The sequence below is a fragment of the Streptococcus sp. 20925_1_69 genome (assembly GCF_041432365.1).
In the GTDB taxonomy this organism is placed as follows: Bacteria; Bacillota; Bacilli; order Lactobacillales; family Streptococcaceae; genus Streptococcus.
On the sequence record NZ_JAPVZL010000010.1, the window covers coordinates 1 to 14,962 of the forward strand.

At 40.6% G+C, this 14,962-nt stretch carries 15 protein-coding genes and 2 pseudogenes; 16 read left to right on the plus strand and 1 reads right to left on the minus strand.

Annotated features, from left to right (window positions below):
• Positions 1-195 (minus strand): annotated as a pseudogene (locus O3601_RS07385) (helix-turn-helix domain-containing protein); the annotation flags it as partial.
• Between the two features lie 213 nt (positions 196-408).
• Here O3601_RS07385 and O3601_RS07390 point away from each other — a divergent pair.
• The 16 genes and pseudogenes from O3601_RS07390 (at position 409) to leuD (ending at position 14,950) form a co-directional block, all read left to right on the plus strand.
• Positions 409-1,116 carry a 2-C-methyl-D-erythritol 4-phosphate cytidylyltransferase gene (locus O3601_RS07390; RefSeq protein WP_371472137.1) on the plus strand — a complete coding sequence of 236 codons (708 nt, stop codon included), beginning with the start codon at positions 409-411 and terminating at the stop codon, positions 1,114-1,116.
• A 4-nt stretch (positions 1,117-1,120) separates the two neighbouring features.
• Positions 1,121-2,143 (plus strand): ribitol-5-phosphate dehydrogenase, encoded by a 1,023-nt coding sequence (locus O3601_RS07395; RefSeq protein WP_371472139.1) that lies wholly within the window; start codon positions 1,121-1,123, stop codon positions 2,141-2,143.
• A 16-nt stretch (positions 2,144-2,159) separates the two neighbouring features.
• Positions 2,160-3,018: pseudogene (locus O3601_RS07400) on the plus strand (phosphotransferase).
• Positions 3,008-3,886 (plus strand): DMT family transporter, encoded by an 879-nt coding sequence (locus O3601_RS07405; RefSeq protein ID WP_371472142.1) that lies wholly within the window; start codon positions 3,008-3,010, stop codon positions 3,884-3,886. The pseudogene O3601_RS07400 and the gene O3601_RS07405 overlap by 11 nt, the downstream one beginning before the upstream one ends.
• 59 nt (positions 3,887-3,945) lie before the next feature.
• Positions 3,946-4,587, plus strand: coding sequence for an NTP transferase domain-containing protein (locus tag O3601_RS07410; protein WP_230681924.1), 642 nt, complete (start codon positions 3,946-3,948; stop codon positions 4,585-4,587).
• Positions 4,588-4,673: 86 nt separating this feature from the next.
• A complete protein-coding gene (dprA, locus tag O3601_RS07415) occupies positions 4,674-5,522 on the plus strand; it encodes a DNA-processing protein DprA (protein WP_371472146.1) in 849 nt (282 codons plus the stop codon).
• Between the two features lie 117 nt (positions 5,523-5,639).
• A complete protein-coding gene (gene topA / locus O3601_RS07420; RefSeq protein WP_371472148.1) occupies positions 5,640-7,727 on the plus strand; it encodes a type I DNA topoisomerase in 2,088 nt (695 codons plus the stop codon).
• Between the two features lie 98 nt (positions 7,728-7,825).
• The gene (locus O3601_RS07425) at positions 7,826-7,972 is read left to right on the plus strand and encodes a hypothetical protein (RefSeq protein ID WP_371472151.1); all 147 of its coding nucleotides are present in this window, start codon (positions 7,826-7,828) and stop codon (positions 7,970-7,972) included.
• Positions 7,973-7,984: 12 nt separating this feature from the next.
• A complete protein-coding gene (locus O3601_RS07430) occupies positions 7,985-8,344 on the plus strand; it encodes a YbaN family protein (protein ID WP_001220352.1) in 360 nt (119 codons plus the stop codon).
• 93 nt (positions 8,345-8,437) lie between these two features.
• On the plus strand, positions 8,438-9,070 hold the full coding sequence (locus O3601_RS07435; protein ID WP_371472154.1) for a copper homeostasis protein CutC: 633 nt from the start codon (positions 8,438-8,440) through the stop codon (positions 9,068-9,070).
• Positions 9,071-9,113: 43 nt separating this feature from the next.
• Positions 9,114-9,770, plus strand: a complete 657-nt coding sequence (locus O3601_RS07440) for an MmcQ/YjbR family DNA-binding protein (protein WP_371472156.1) — start codon at positions 9,114-9,116, stop codon at positions 9,768-9,770.
• A gap of 313 nt (positions 9,771-10,083) precedes the next feature.
• Positions 10,084-11,646, plus strand: coding sequence for a 2-isopropylmalate synthase (locus tag O3601_RS07445; RefSeq protein WP_371472158.1), 1,563 nt, complete (start codon positions 10,084-10,086; stop codon positions 11,644-11,646).
• 11 nt (positions 11,647-11,657) lie between these two features.
• Positions 11,658-12,695 (plus strand): 3-isopropylmalate dehydrogenase, encoded by a 1,038-nt coding sequence (gene leuB, locus O3601_RS07450; RefSeq protein WP_371472161.1) that lies wholly within the window; start codon positions 11,658-11,660, stop codon positions 12,693-12,695.
• Entirely contained in the window at positions 12,692-12,961 is a 270-nt protein-coding gene (locus O3601_RS07455) for a DUF1294 domain-containing protein (protein WP_371472164.1), read from the plus strand. Before leuB ends, O3601_RS07455 begins: the two co-directional genes overlap by 4 nt.
• A gap of 3 nt (positions 12,962-12,964) precedes the next feature.
• Positions 12,965-14,347 carry a 3-isopropylmalate dehydratase large subunit gene (gene leuC / locus O3601_RS07460; RefSeq protein WP_371472166.1) on the plus strand — a complete coding sequence of 461 codons (1,383 nt, stop codon included), beginning with the start codon at positions 12,965-12,967 and terminating at the stop codon, positions 14,345-14,347.
• A 9-nt stretch (positions 14,348-14,356) separates the two neighbouring features.
• Complete coding sequence (gene leuD / locus O3601_RS07465) at positions 14,357-14,950, plus strand: 3-isopropylmalate dehydratase small subunit (RefSeq protein WP_371472169.1); 594 nt, start codon at positions 14,357-14,359, stop codon at positions 14,948-14,950.
• Positions 14,951-14,962 lie beyond the last annotated feature (12 nt).

Consider the following 14,962-nt stretch of genomic DNA (forward strand, 5'->3'; position numbering starts at 1 on the left):
GAGAAGTGGGCAATCCGTGCAATCAGATTTGACGGATGTTGGATGCATGATGCGATTGCGCTTGATTTACTTTGAAATCGTTGACGGGTCTTTTCCCATCTTCTCAGCGATGGAACGGAAAGTTTCTTGTTGACCGATTCCAGTTTGGATGTCAATACGGTCTTCTAGAGTGAGATGTTTTTGTTTTTTCGGCATGAGGTACCTCCTCACGAAAAGTCTCAGACTTAATTCTAGCATAATTCGTCGTCTGAGAGTAACTTCCAGTTTTGGGAGAGAGATGGAAGTTACTTTGAGAAGTTACGATTCTCCTATTCTAGAACGGGAGGGCCGGTATTTCTTTCATGATAGGACTAGATTGTGGTATAATAAAGAGAATAAGTTTTTTTAGTAAGACAAAGGAGAAAATAGATGATTTATGCAGGAATTCTTGCTGGTGGAACTGGCACACGCATGGGAATCAGTAACTTGCCAAAACAATTTTTAGAGCTAGGTGATCGACCTATTTTGATTCATACAATTGAAAAATTTGTCTTGGAACCAAGTATTGAAAAAATTGTAGTTGGGGTTCATGGAGACTGGGTTTCTCATGCAGAAGATCTTGTAGATAAATATCTTCCTCTTCATAAGGAACGTATCATCATTACAAAGGGTGGTGCTGACCGTAATACGAGTATTGAGAAAATCATTGAAGCCATTGATGCTTATCGTCCGCTTACTCCAGAGGATATCGTTGTTACCCACGATTCTGTTCGTCCATTTATTACACTTCGCATGATTCAAGACAATATTAAACTTGCCCAAAATCATGACGCAGTGGACACAGTGGTAGAAGCGGTTGATACTATCGTTGAAAGTACCAATGGTCAATTTATTACAGATATTCCAAATCGTGCTCACCTTTATCAAGGACAAACACCTCAAACATTCCGTTGCAAGGACTTCATGGACCTTTATGGATCTCTTTCTGATGAAGATAAGGAAATTTTGACAGATGCATGTAAAATCTTTGTGATCAAAGGAAAAGATGTGGCCTTGGCCAAAGGTGAATATTCAAATCTAAAAATTACAACCGTAACAGATTTGAAGATTGCAAAAAGTATGATTGAGAAAGACTAGTAAAATGATTAATCAAATTTATCAACTAACTAAGCCTAAGTTTATCAATGTCAAATATCAGGAAGAGGCTATTGACCAAGAGAATCATATCCTCATCCGCCCCAACTACATGGCTGTCTGTCATGCGGATCAGCGTTACTATCAAGGAAAACGTGATCCAAAGATTTTGAATAAAAAACTTCCAATGGCAATGATTCACGAATCATGTGGAACCGTTATTTCTGATCCGACAGGAACCTACGAGGTTGGGCAAAAAGTTGTCATGATTCCTAATCAGCCTCCTATGCAGAGTGATGAAGAATTCTATGAGAACTACATGACAGGGACCCATTTCTTGTCTAGTGGATTTGATGGCTTTATGAGAGAGTTTGTTTCTCTTCCTAAAGACCGTGTGGTGACTTATGATGCTATCGAAGACACGGTTGCAGCCATTACAGAGTTTGTCAGTGTTGGTATGCATGCCATGAATCGCTTACTGACTCTTGCTCACAGCAAGCGGAACCGAATTGCCGTTATCGGAGATGGAAGTTTAGCATTTGTGGTTGCCAATATTATCAACTATACTTTGCCAGAAGCAGAGATTGTGGTTATTGGTCGTCATTGGGAAAAGTTGGAACTCTTCTCTTTTGCCAAAGAATGCTATATTACTGATAATATTCCTGAAGATTTGGCCTTTGACCATGCTTTTGAGTGTTGTGGTGGTGATGGTACTGGACCAGCTATTAATGATTTGATTCGCTATATTCGTCCTCAAGGAACGATTCTTATGATGGGAGTTAGTGAGTATAAAGTCAATCTCAATACTCGCGATGCCTTAGAAAAAGGCTTGCTCTTGGTTGGGTCCTCTCGTTCTGGTCGCATTGATTTTGAAAATGCCATCCAAATGATGGAAGTCAAGAAATTTGCCAATCGTCTTAAAAATATCCTTTATCTAGAAGAACCTGTAAGAGAAATTAAAGATATTCACCGTGTCTTTGCAACCGATTTAAACACAGCTTTTAAAACCGTGTTTAAGTGGGAAGTATAAGAACTGGAGGTTAATTGTGGAGAAAATCATTAAAGAAAAAATTTCTTCCTTACTTAGTGCAGAAGAGGAAGTCCTCAGTGTTGAACAACTGGGGGGAATGACCAATCAAAACTATTTGGCCAAAACAACAAATAAGCAATACATTGTTAAATTCTTTGGTAAAGGGACTGAAAAACTGATCAATCGTCAAGATGAAAAGTACAATCTTGAACTACTAAAGGATTTAGACTTAGATGTAAAAAATTATCTTTTTGATATTGAAGCTGGTACAAAGTAAATGAGTATATCGAATCTGCGATTACGCTTGATTCAACGTCAATCAAGACCAAATTTGATAAAATTGCTCCAATATTACAAACCATCCATGCGTCTGGTAAGGAATTAAGAGGAGAATTTGCTCCTTTTGAAGAAATTAAAAAATACGAATCCTTGATTGAAGAGAAAATCCCTTATGCCAACTATGAAGCTCTTCGAGAAGAAGTCTTCTCCTTAGAGAAAAGACTGGCTGACTTAGGTGTTGACAGGAAATCTTGTCATATCGATTTAGTGCCTGAAAACTTTATCGAATCACCTCAAGGACGACTTTATTTGATTGACTGGGAATATTCATCAATGAACGATCCAATGTGGGATTTGGCTGCCCTCTTTTTAGAGTCTGAAGTCACTCGTCAAGAGGAAGAAGCATTCTTATCTCACTATGAGAGTGAGCAAACACCTGTCTCTCGTGAAAAGATTGCATTTTGCAAGATGCTATTTGGAGTCTATGGACAGTCTACAAAGAAGAGCAAGGTGCAGATTTTGGTGACTATGGTGTGAGTCGTTACCAAAGAGCTGTTAAAGGTTTGTCATATTATGGAGGTTCAGATGAAAAATAAAAATGGAGTTTCTTTTGGTTTACTCTCAGGTATTTTTTGGGGGTTAGGTCTAACGATTAGTGCTTATATCTTTTCGATTTTTACAGATTTGTCGCCCTTTGTGGTGGCCGCTGCTCACGATTTCTTGAGTATCTTTATCTTACTAGCTTTTCTCTTGATAAAAGAAGGAAAAGTTCGTCTCTCAATTTTCTTAAATATTCGCAATGTTAGTGTTATCATCGGAGCCTTACTAGCAGGCCCTATCGGTATGCAGGCCAATCTTTATGCAGTTAAGTATATCGGAAGTTCTTTAGCTTCATCTGTATCAGCTATTTACCCTGCGATTTCAGTTTTATTGGCTTTCTTCTTCTTGAAGCACAAGATTTCGAAAAATACTGTGTTTGGGATTATCTTGATTATTGCAGGAATTATTGCCCAGACCTATAAGGTTGAACAGGTCAATTCCTTCTACATTGGGATTCTCTGTGCTTTGGTTTGTGCCATTGCATGGGGGAGTGAAAGTGTCCTTAGCTCTTTTGCTATGGAAAGTGAATTAAGTGAAATCGAAGCCCTCTTAATCCGTCAAGTGACTTCATTCTTGTCCTATCTTGTGATTGTGCTCTTCTCTCATCAATCATTTTCAGAAGTGGCCAATGGACAATTGCTAGGTCTTATGATTGTCTTTGCAGCCTTTGATATGATTTCCTACTTGGCTTATTATATCGCTATCAATCGCTTGCAACCTGCTAAAGCTACAGGCTTGAACGTGAGTTATGTAGTTTGGACTGTCTTGTTTGCAGTTGTTTTCTTGGGTGCACCTCTAGATATGCTGACAATTATTACGTCACTTGTCGTCATTGCTGGAGTTTATATTATTATTAAAGAATAAAGGAGATTCGTGAGAAAGCCATCATCTTAGCAGCGGGATTGGGAACTCGCTTGCGTCCTATGACTGAAAATACCCCTAAAGCCTTGGTTCAGGTTAATCAAAAACCTTTGATTGAATACCAAATTGAGTTTCTTAAAGAAAAAGGAATTAACGACATTATCATCATCGTTGGCTACCTTAAAGAACAATTCGATTACTTAAAAGAAAAATACGGTGTTCGCCTCGTCTTCAATGATAAATACGCTGACTACAATAACTTTTACTCTCTCTATCTTGTAAAAGAAGAATTGGCCAACAGCTATGTTATTGATGCAGATAACTATCTCTTTAAAAATATGTTCCGTAATGATTTGACACGTTCGACTTATTTTAGTGTTTATCGTGAAGATTGTACCAACGAATGGTTCTTGGTCTATGGAGATGACTACAAGGTTCAAGACATTATTGTTGATAGCAAGGCGGGTCGCATCCTTAGTGGTGTATCCTTCTGGGATGCTCCAACTGCAGAAAAGATTGTCAGCTTTATCGACAAGGCTTATGCAAGTGGAGAATTTGTTGATCTATACTGGGACAATATGGTTAAGGATAATATCAAAGAGCTAGATGTCTATGTCGAAGAATTAGAAGGTAATAGCATCTATGAGATCGATAGCGTCCAAGACTACCATAAATTAGAAGAAATTCTTAAAAACGAAAATTAAAGATTTCAACATCTGACAAAATAGTCGGATGTTTTTTTGATTTTTTACGAATAAATAGATGAGTAGAAAAAGAAATGGAGATATTTATGAAAATCACAAACTATGAAATCTATAAGTTAAAAAAATCAGGTTTGACCAATCAACAGATTTTGAAAGTACTAGAATACGGTGAAAATGTTGATCAGGAGCTTTTGTTGGGTGATATTGCAGATATATCAGGTTGCCGAAATCCAGCTGTTTTTATGGAACGTTATTTTCAGATAGACGATGCGCATTTGGAGAAGGAGTTTCAAAAATTTCCATCTTTCTCTATTTTAGATGACTGTTATCCTTGGGATTTGAGTGAAATATATGATGCGCCTGTACTTTTATTTTACAAGGGAAATCTTGACCTCTTGAAATTTCCTAAGGTAGCAGTCGTGGGCAGTCGTGCTTGTAGCAAACAGGGAGCTAAGTCAGTTGAAAAAGTCATTCAGGGCTTGGAAAATGAACTGGTTATTGTCAGTGGATTAGCCAAGGGGATTGACACAGCAGCCCATATGGCTGCTCTTCAGAACGGCGGAAAAACCATTGCAGTGATTGGAACAGGACTGGATGTGTTTTATCCTAAAGCCAATAAACGCTTGCAAGACTACATCAGCAATGATCATCTGGTTCTCAGTGAGTATGGACCTGGTGAACAACCTCTGAAATTTCATTTTCCTGCCCGTAATCGCATTATTGCTGGACTTTGCCGTGGTGTGATTGTAGCAGAGGCCAAGATGCGCTCAGGTAGTCTTATTACCTGTGAGAGGGCAATGGAAGAAGGGCGTGACGTCTTTGCTATACCTAGTAGCATTTTAGATGGACTATCAGACGGTTGCCATCATTTGATTCAAGAAGGGGCAAAATTGGTTACAAGTGGGAAGGATGTTCTTGCGGAATTTGAATTTTAAGACGAAATTTCTCTTTCTAAACAAACTTTTCTTCTATATATAGGTGCTAAGTCTTGACAGTTATGGCAAAATGGTTTACACTTTATAAAGTTTATTACTTTGAAAAGGTGTGATACTGTGGCTACGGCAACAAAAAAGAAAAAATCAACAGTTAAAAAAAATCTAGTAATCGTGGAGTCGCCTGCTAAGGCCAAGACGATTGAAAAATATCTAGGCAGAAACTACAAGGTTTTAGCCAGTGTCGGGCATATCCGTGATTTGAAGAAATCCAGTATGTCAGTCGATATTGAAAATAATTATGAACCGCAATATATCAATATCCGAGGAAAAGGCCCTCTCATCAATGACTTGAAAAAAGAAGCCAAAAAAGCTAATAAAGTCTTTCTGGCGAGTGACCCGGACCGTGAAGGAGAAGCGATTTCTTGGCATTTGGCCCATATTCTCAACTTGGATGAAAATGATGCCAACCGTGTGGTCTTTAATGAAATCACCAAGGATGCAGTCAAAAATGCTTTTAAAGAACCACGCAAGATTGATATGGACTTGGTTGATGCCCAACAGGCTCGTCGTGTTTTGGACCGCTTGGTAGGGTATTCGATTTCGCCTATTTTGTGGAAGAAGGTCAAGAAAGGCTTGTCAGCTGGTCGTGTTCAATCTATTGCTCTTAAGTTAATCATTGATCGTGAGAATGAAATTAACGCCTTCCAGCCAGAAGAATACTGGACAATTGATGCTGTCTTTAAAAAGGGAACCAAGCAATTTCAGGCTTCCTTCTATGGAGTGGATGGTAAAAAGCTGAAACTGACTAGCAATGACGAGGTCAAGGAAGTCCTGTCTCGTCTGACCAGTAAAGACTTTTCAGTGGATCAGGTGGATAAGAAAGAGCGCAAACGCAATGCTCCTTTACCCTATACCACTTCATCTATGCAGATGGATGCTGCCAATAAAATCAATTTCCGTACTCGAAAAACCATGATGGTTGCCCAACAGCTCTATGAGGGGATTAATATCGGTTCTGGCGTCCAAGGTTTGATTACCTATATGCGTACTGATTCGACTCGTATCAGTCCAGTGGCACAGAACGAAGCAGCAAGTTTCATTACGGACCGTTTTGGTAGCAAGTATTCTAAGCATGGTAGCAAGGTGAAAAACGCATCAGGTGCTCAGGATGCCCACGAGGCTATTCGCCCGTCTAGTGTTTTTAATACACCTGAAAGTATTGCTAAGTATCTGGACAAGGACCAGCTCAAGCTCTATACCCTTATCTGGAATCGTTTTGTGGCTAGCCAGATGACAGCTGCTGTCTTTGATACCATGGCTGTTAAATTGTCTCAAAATGGGGTTCAATTTGCTGCCAATGGTAGTCAGGTTAAGTTTGATGGTTATCTTGCCATTTATAATGATTCTGACAAGAATAAAATGTTACCAGATATGGCTGTTGGAGATGTGGTCAAACAAGTCAATAGCAAACCAGAGCAACATTTCACTCAACCGCCTGCTCGTTATTCTGAAGCGACTCTGATTAAGACCTTGGAGGAAAATGGGGTTGGACGTCCGTCCACCTACGCGCCAACCATTGAAACCATTCAGAAACGTTATTATGTCCGCCTTGTAGCCAAACGTTTTGAACCGACAGAGTTGGGAGAAATTGTTAACAAGCTCATTGTTGAATATTTCCCAGATATCGTAAACGTGACTTTCACAGCTGAAATGGAAGGCAAGCTGGATGATGTCGAAGTTGGAAAAGAGCAGTGGCAACGTGTCATTGATGCCTTTTACAAACCATTCTCCAAAGAAGTCGCCAAGGCTGAAGAAGAAATGGAAAAAATCCAAATCAAGGATGAACCGGCTGGATTTGATTGTGAAGTGTGTGGCAGTCCCATGGTCATTAAACTTGGTCGTTTTGGTAAGTTCTACGCTTGTAGCAATTTTCCAGATTGCCGTCATACCCAAGCAATCGTGAAAGAGATTGGTGTTGAGTGTCCGAGTTGTCATCAGGGACAAATCATTGAGCGTAAAACCAAACGTAATCGCCTCTTCTATGGTTGCAATCGCTACCCAGACTGTGAGTTTACCTCTTGGGATAAACCTGTTGGTCGTGACTGTCCAAAATGTGGCAACTTCCTCATGGAGAAAAAAGTCCGTGGAGGTGGCAAGCAGGTTGTTTGCAGTAATGGTGATTACGAAGAAGAAAAGATTAAATAAGAGGAGAGTCCTGAAAGTGAATTTCAGGCTCTTTTTGGTTAGAACTTGACAAAATTCATCATTGTATGCGAAACTAGAAGAAGATTATTTTATACTCAATGAAAATCAAAGAGCAAACTAGGAAACTAACCGCAGGTTGCTCAAAGCACTGCTTTGAGGTTGCAGATGAGACTGACGAAGTCAGGAACCATACCTACGGTAAGGCGACGTTGACGTGGTTTGAAGAGATTTTCGAAGAGTATTAACTAGGAGAAGTTATGCGTATTATTTATCTGATAATTGGTTTTTTATCACTGGCTTTGGCTATTGTTGGGGTTGTATTACCCTTGTTGCCTACAACTCCCTTTCTTTTGCTGTCTATTGCTTGTTTCTCCAGAAGTTCCAAGCGTTTCGAAGACTGGCTTTATCATACCAAGCTCTATCAAGCATATGTAGCTGATTTTCGTGAGACTAAGTCTATTGCGCGTGAACGTAAGAAAAAAATCATCGTATCTATCTACATTTTGATGGGAATTTCAATTTATTTTGCCCCTCTCTTACCTGTCAAAATTGGTCTAGGAGCCTTGACCATCTTTATCACCTATTATCTCTTCAAGGTCATTCCAGACAAAGAATAAGTAAAATTTGTAACTATTTCCCTTGATAAAAATGAAAGCATATTCACAACAATATGATATAATAAATTTAAAGTAATCTTCAAGGAGAATCAAATGATTTACGAATTTTGTGCTGAAAATGTGACCTTGCTTGAAAAAGCGATGGAGGCTGGAGCTCGTCGAATCGAACTCTGTGATAATCTAGCAGTGGGAGGAACAACACCAAGCTATGGAGTGACCAAGACAGCGGTAGAATTGGCATCTAACTACGATACGACCATTATGACCATGATTCGTCCACGTGGTGGCGACTTTGTCTATGATGACCTAGAAATTGCTATTATGCTAGAAGACATTCGGTTAACTGCTCAGGCTGGAAGTCAAGGGGTTGTATTTGGAGCTTTAACTGCTGATAAGAAGTTGGATAAGTCTAATCTGGAGAAGTTAATTGCTGCATCAAAAGGAATGGAAATTGTCTTTCACATGGCCTTTGATGAATTAAGTGATGAAGATCAACTGGAAGCAATTGACTGGCTCAGCCAAGCCGGTGTCACTCGAATCCTGACTCGTGCTGGTGTGTCTGGGGATTTCTTAGAAAAACGTTTTGCTCACTATCACAGAATTTTGGAATATGCTAAAGGTAAAATTGAAATTTTACCAGGTGGGGGGATTGACTTGGACAACCGTCAAATCTTTATCGACCAGCTAGGTGTGACACAATTGCATGGAACCAAGGTTGTCTTTTAAAAAATAGAAAGGAACTGCTAGCTTTTGGTAGCAGTTTTCACTTATGTTTGAAATTTTTAAATCCTATCAGTTTAATCAAGAAAAGGCTCGTGCCTATGGTTTTGTAGAAAATAGTGGAGCCTGGACTTATAGTTGCCATATTTTGCAGGGTGATTTTATCATGACTGTGTCTATCACTACTGATAATGTGAGTTTTCAGGTCTTTGACCAGGAAACCGGTGACCTCTATCCTCACGTTCATATGGAAAGTTTTAAAGGAAGTTTTGTTGCAAGTGTCCGTGAGGCTTGTCTGGAGATTCTCTACCAGATTCGGAAGGCTTGTTTTGAGGTACAGGATTTTATCTGTCCTCAGACTAAGCGTATCATGGCTCAGATTCAGGAAAAGTATGCTAATCAGTTGGAGTATCTGTGGGAGAAATCGCCTGATACGGCAGTCTTAAGACATGAAGGCAATAAAAAATGGTATGCTGTTTTGATGAGAATACCTTGGGATAGGCTAGATAAGGGGAGAGAAGGTCTAGTCGAAGCAGTCAACCTCAAACATGATCAAGTAGTGGACCTGCTTTCACAAAAGGGCTTTTATCCAGCTTTTCATATGAACAAACGCTACTGGATTAGTGTGGCTTTTGATGATACTTTGTCAGATGAAATAGTACTGGAATTGATAGAAAAAAGTTGGAATTTAACTTCTAAAAAATGAAATATTTCAAGGATTTTCAATAATTTTCAATTAGCTAAATATTCTATACTGAAGAAATTTTCAGAAAATATTTGATTTTTTCTTGACAAGCGCTTTTGCCTATGCTAAAATACTAAACAAGATATCAAACGAAGGAGAAAGTCAAACATGAAAACAGCTAAGTTTAATCAATTTGCTTTGTTGTTGGGGTACTCGGGCTAGTGCAAAAAGCATTAGTCCTGTTTGGCTTACCAAGCGGGAGTGAATCAACATCTCGCTTGGACCTCTAAGCGAGATGTTTTTTTAAAACCATATTTGGAAAAGGGGAAATCTTATGCGTAAAGTTGAATTTTTTGATACAAGTCTTCGTGATGGGGAACAAACACCTGGTGTTAACTTCTCAATAAAGGAAAAAGTTTCCATTGCAAGACAGCTGGAGAAATGGGGAATTTCTGTAATTGAAGCTGGTTTTCCGGCTGCTAGTCCAGATTCATTTATAGCCGTTCAAGAAATTGCTAAAGCTATGAAAAAAACAGCAGTGACAGGATTAGCTCGTTCTGTCAAGTCTGATATTGATGCTTGTTATGAGGCACTTAAGGATGCCAAGTATCCACAGGTTCACGTCTTTATCGCTACCAGTCCGATTCACCGCAAGTATAAGCTCAATAAGAGCAAGGAAGAGATTTTAGAAGCTATTAAGGAGCATGTTTCTTATGCACGTTCTAAGTTTGAAGTGGTTGAATTCTCTCCAGAAGATGCGACTAGAACAGAGTTGGATTTCCTCCTGCAAGTTGTTCAAACAGCTGTCGATGCAGGTGCTTCTTATATAAATATCCCTGACACAGTTGGATTTACGACTCCAGAAGAGTTTGCACGCATCTTTGATCACTTGACTGAAAATGTTAAATCAGATCATAAAGTTGTCTTTGGTGTCCACTGTCACGATGATCTCGGTATGGCAACTGCAAATACTTTGACAGCAATTAAACACGGTGCTGGACGTGTCCAGGGAACTATTAATGGTATCGGTGAACGCGCAGGTAATGTTGCTCTTGAAGAAGTAGCTGTTGCTTTGAAGATTCGTGAGGATTTCTTCCAAGCAACTAGTGATATTGTTTTGGATGAAACAATGAATACGTCAGAAATGGTTTCTCGCTTCTCAGGTATCCCAGTTCCTAAAAACAAGGCTGTGGTCGGTGGCAATGCCTTCTCTCACGAATCTGGTATTCACCAAGATGGAGTTCTTAAAAATCCTCTTACCTATGAAATCATCACCCCTGAATTGGTTGGTGTTAAGAGTAATAGTCTTCCGCTTGGAAAATTGTCTGGTCGCCATGCCTTTGTTGAGAAACTAAGAGAACTGGCACTAGATTTTACAGAAGAGGATATCAAACCACTCTTTGCGAAGTTCAAGGCGCTAGCAGACAAGAAGCAAGAAATCACAGATGCAGATATTCGAGCGCTGGTCGCTGGAACTATGGTTGAAAACCCAGAAGGCTTCCACTTTGATGATTTACAACTGCAAACTCATGCAGATAATGACATCGAAGCACTCGTCAGCCTAGCTAATATGGAAGGTGAGAAAGTCGAATTTAATGCGACAGGACAAGGTTCTGTTGAAGCAATCTTTAACGCTATCGACAAGTTCTTTAATCAATCCGTCCGCTTGGTGTCCTATACCATTGACGCGGTGACAGATGGAATTGATGCCCAGGCTCGGGTCTTGGTCACTGTTGAAAACAGAGATACAGAAACTATCTTTAACGCAGCAGGTCTTGATTTCGATGTGCTAAAGGCTTCAGCTATTGCCTACATCAATGCTAATACCTTTGTTCAAAAAGAGAATGCTGGTGAGATAGGACACAGTGTTTCCTATCGTGACATGCCTAGTGTGTAAAGGAGAATGCTATGACAAAGAAAATAGTAGCTCTAGCAGGGGACGGAATTGGCCCAGAAATCATGGAGGCTGGTTTAGAGGTTCTGGAAGCTCTAGCTGAAAAAACAGGTTTTGACTATGAGATTGACAGACGACCCTTCGGAGGTGCAGGTATCGATGCTGCAGGGCATCCCTTACCTAATGAAACCCTCAAGGTATGTCGTGAAGCAGATGCTATTCTCCTAGCAGCTATCGGTAGTCCTCAGTATGATGGAGCAGCGATTCGCCCTGAACAAGGCTTGCTAGCTCTCCGTAAGGAACTCAATCTCTATGCCAATATTCGCCCAGTCAAAATATTTGATAGTCTCAAGCATTTGTCACCTCTCAAACCAGAACGAATTGTTGGTGTGGACTTTGTCGTGGTGCGTGAGTTGACTGGCGGAATTTACTTTGGGGATCATATTCTTGAAGAGCGAAAGGCGCGTGATATCAACGACTATAGCTATGAGGAAGTGGAGCGGATTATTCGTAAGGCCTTTGAAATTGCAAGAAATCGCAGAAAAATCGTTACTAGTATCGATAAGCAAAATGTTCTAGCGACCTCAAAACTCTGGCGGAAAGTGGCTGAGGAAGTCGCGCAGGATTTCCCAGATGTAACCTTGGAGCACCAGCTGGTGGACTCAGCTGCTATGCTTATGATTACTAATCCTGCCAAGTTTGATGTCATCGTGACGGAGAATCTTTTTGGAGATATCTTATCTGATGAATCAAGCGTTCTATCTGGCACACTTGGAGTCATGCCATCAGCCAGTCATTCTGAAAATGGACCAAGTCTCTATGAACCTATTCACGGTTCAGCACCTGATATTGCTGGTCAAGGAATTGCAAATCCTATCTCCATGATTTTATCAGTGGCCATGATGTTGAGAGATAGTTTTGGACGTTATGAGGATGCAGAGCGTATCGAGCGTGCTGTTGAGGCAAGTTTGGGAGCTGGCATTTTAACAAGAGATATAGGTGGACAGGCTTCGACCAAGGAAATGACGGAAGCTATTATTGCAAGGTTATGAAGTTAGACGAAAAAATTACTCTAGTCCTTTTGATTTGGAATGTTATAGTTTTCTTGATTTATGGTATTGACAAATCTAAAGCAAGGAGAAGAGCTTGGCGCATCCCAGAGAAAATCTTACTCATTTTAGCCTTTACTTGTGGTGGTTTTGGTGCTTGGTTAGCAGGAATCACTTTTCACCACAAGACTAGAAAATGGTACTTTAAAACAGTTTGGTTTCTTGGGATGGTGACCACACTAGTAGCCTTATATTATATTTGGAGGTAATGGATGGCAGGAAAATCGATTTTTGATAAATTATGGGACCGTCATGTCATCACAGGAGAAGAGGGGCAACCCCAACTCATGTATGTGGACCAGCACTATATTCATGAAGTGACCAGCCCTCAGGCTTTTCAAGGATTACGAGATGCCGGTCGCAAATTGAGACGACCAGACTTGACATTTGGCACCTTTGACCACAACGTCCCAACGGTTAATATCTACGATATTCGAGATGTCATTTCCAAGGCTCAAATTGATAAGCTAGCTGAGAATGTTGAGGAATTTGGGATTGAACATGCGGCCCACGGTTCCGAAAAGCAAGGAATCGTGCACATGGTGGGTCCAGAAACAGGACGAACCCAACCAGGGAAATTCATTGTCTGCGGAGATAGCCATACGGCAACCCACGGGGCTTTTGGAGCTATTGCCTTTGGGATTGGGACCAGTGAGGTTGAGCATGTCTTCGCTACTCAGACACTCTGGCAGGTTAAACCCAAGAAAATGTTGGTGGAATTCACTGGAGTTCCTCAAAAAGGAGTTTATTCCAAGGATTTCATTTTAGCCTTGATTGCCAAGTACGGTGTTGCTTGCGGTGTTGGCTATGTGGTGGAATATAGAGGGCAGGCTATTGATGCACTGAGCATGGAAGAGCGAATGACCATTTGCAATATGTCCATTGAGTTTGGATCCAAGATGGGAATTATGAATCCGGATCAAACCACCTATGATTATCTCAAGGGACGGGAATGCATTCCAGAGGACTTTGAAGAGGCTGTGGCTGATTGGAAAACCCTTGTCAGTGATGATGATGCTGTTTACGATAAGGTTATCCAGATGGATGTCTCAGACCTTGCTCCTATGGTGACCTGGGGAACCAACCCTGCTATGGGGGTTGACTTTGACAGTAGTTTCCCAGAAATTAAGGATATGAATGATGAACGAGCTTACAATTATATGAACTTGGAGCCTGGTCAAAAGCCAGCAGATATTGAGCTAGGTTATATCTTTATCGGTTCATGTACCAATGCTCGTCTCAGCGATTTACAACTGGCTGCCCGATTTGTCAAAGGGAAGAAAATCGCTCCTAATCTAACAGCAATTGTGGTTCCGGGCTCTCGTCCTGTCAAACGAGCTGCTGAGAAGTTGGGCTTAGACAAGGTCTTCCTAGATGCTGGATTTGAGTGGAGAGACCCCGGTTGCTCTATGTGCCTAGGGATGAATCCTGACAAGGTACCTGATGGTGTCCACTGTGCCTCAACCAGCAATCGGAACTTTGAGGACAGACAAGGATTTGGCGCTAAGACCCATCTCTGCAGTCCAGCCATGGCAGCTGCGGCAGCTATCGCAGGGCGCTTTGTAGATGTTCGGCAAATGCCAGAAGCTCAGTAAGGAGAGGATATGGAGAAATTTACAGTTTATACGGGAACAACCGTTCCTCTCATGAATGATAACATCGACACCGACCAAATCCTACCCAAGCAGTTTCTAAAGTTGATTGATAAAAAAGGCTTTGGTAAGTACCTCATGTATGCTTGGCGTTATCTGGATGACAAATACACCGAGGATCCAGACTTTGTCTTTAACCGGCCTGAATATCGTAAAGCAAGTATTCTCATCTCAGGGGATAACTTTGGCGCAGGTTCTTCGAGGGAACACGCAGCTTGGGCTCTATCTGACTATGGTTTTAAAGTCGTAATTGCAGGGTCTTTTGGGGATATTCATTACAATAATGAACTCAATAATGGCATGTTGCCTATTGTACAGCCCAGAGAGGTTCGAGAGAAACTAGCTCAGCTACAACCAAGTGACCAGGTAACTGTGGACTTGGAACGACAAAAAATCATCTCACCAGTTGGAGAATTCACTTTTGAAATTGATAGCGAGTGGAAACACAAGCTCTTAAATGGTTTGGATGATATCGGTATTACTTTGCAGTATGAAGATTTGATTGCTGCCTATGAAAAACAACGACCAGCCTACTGGCAGGATTAGAAGAAAATTAGA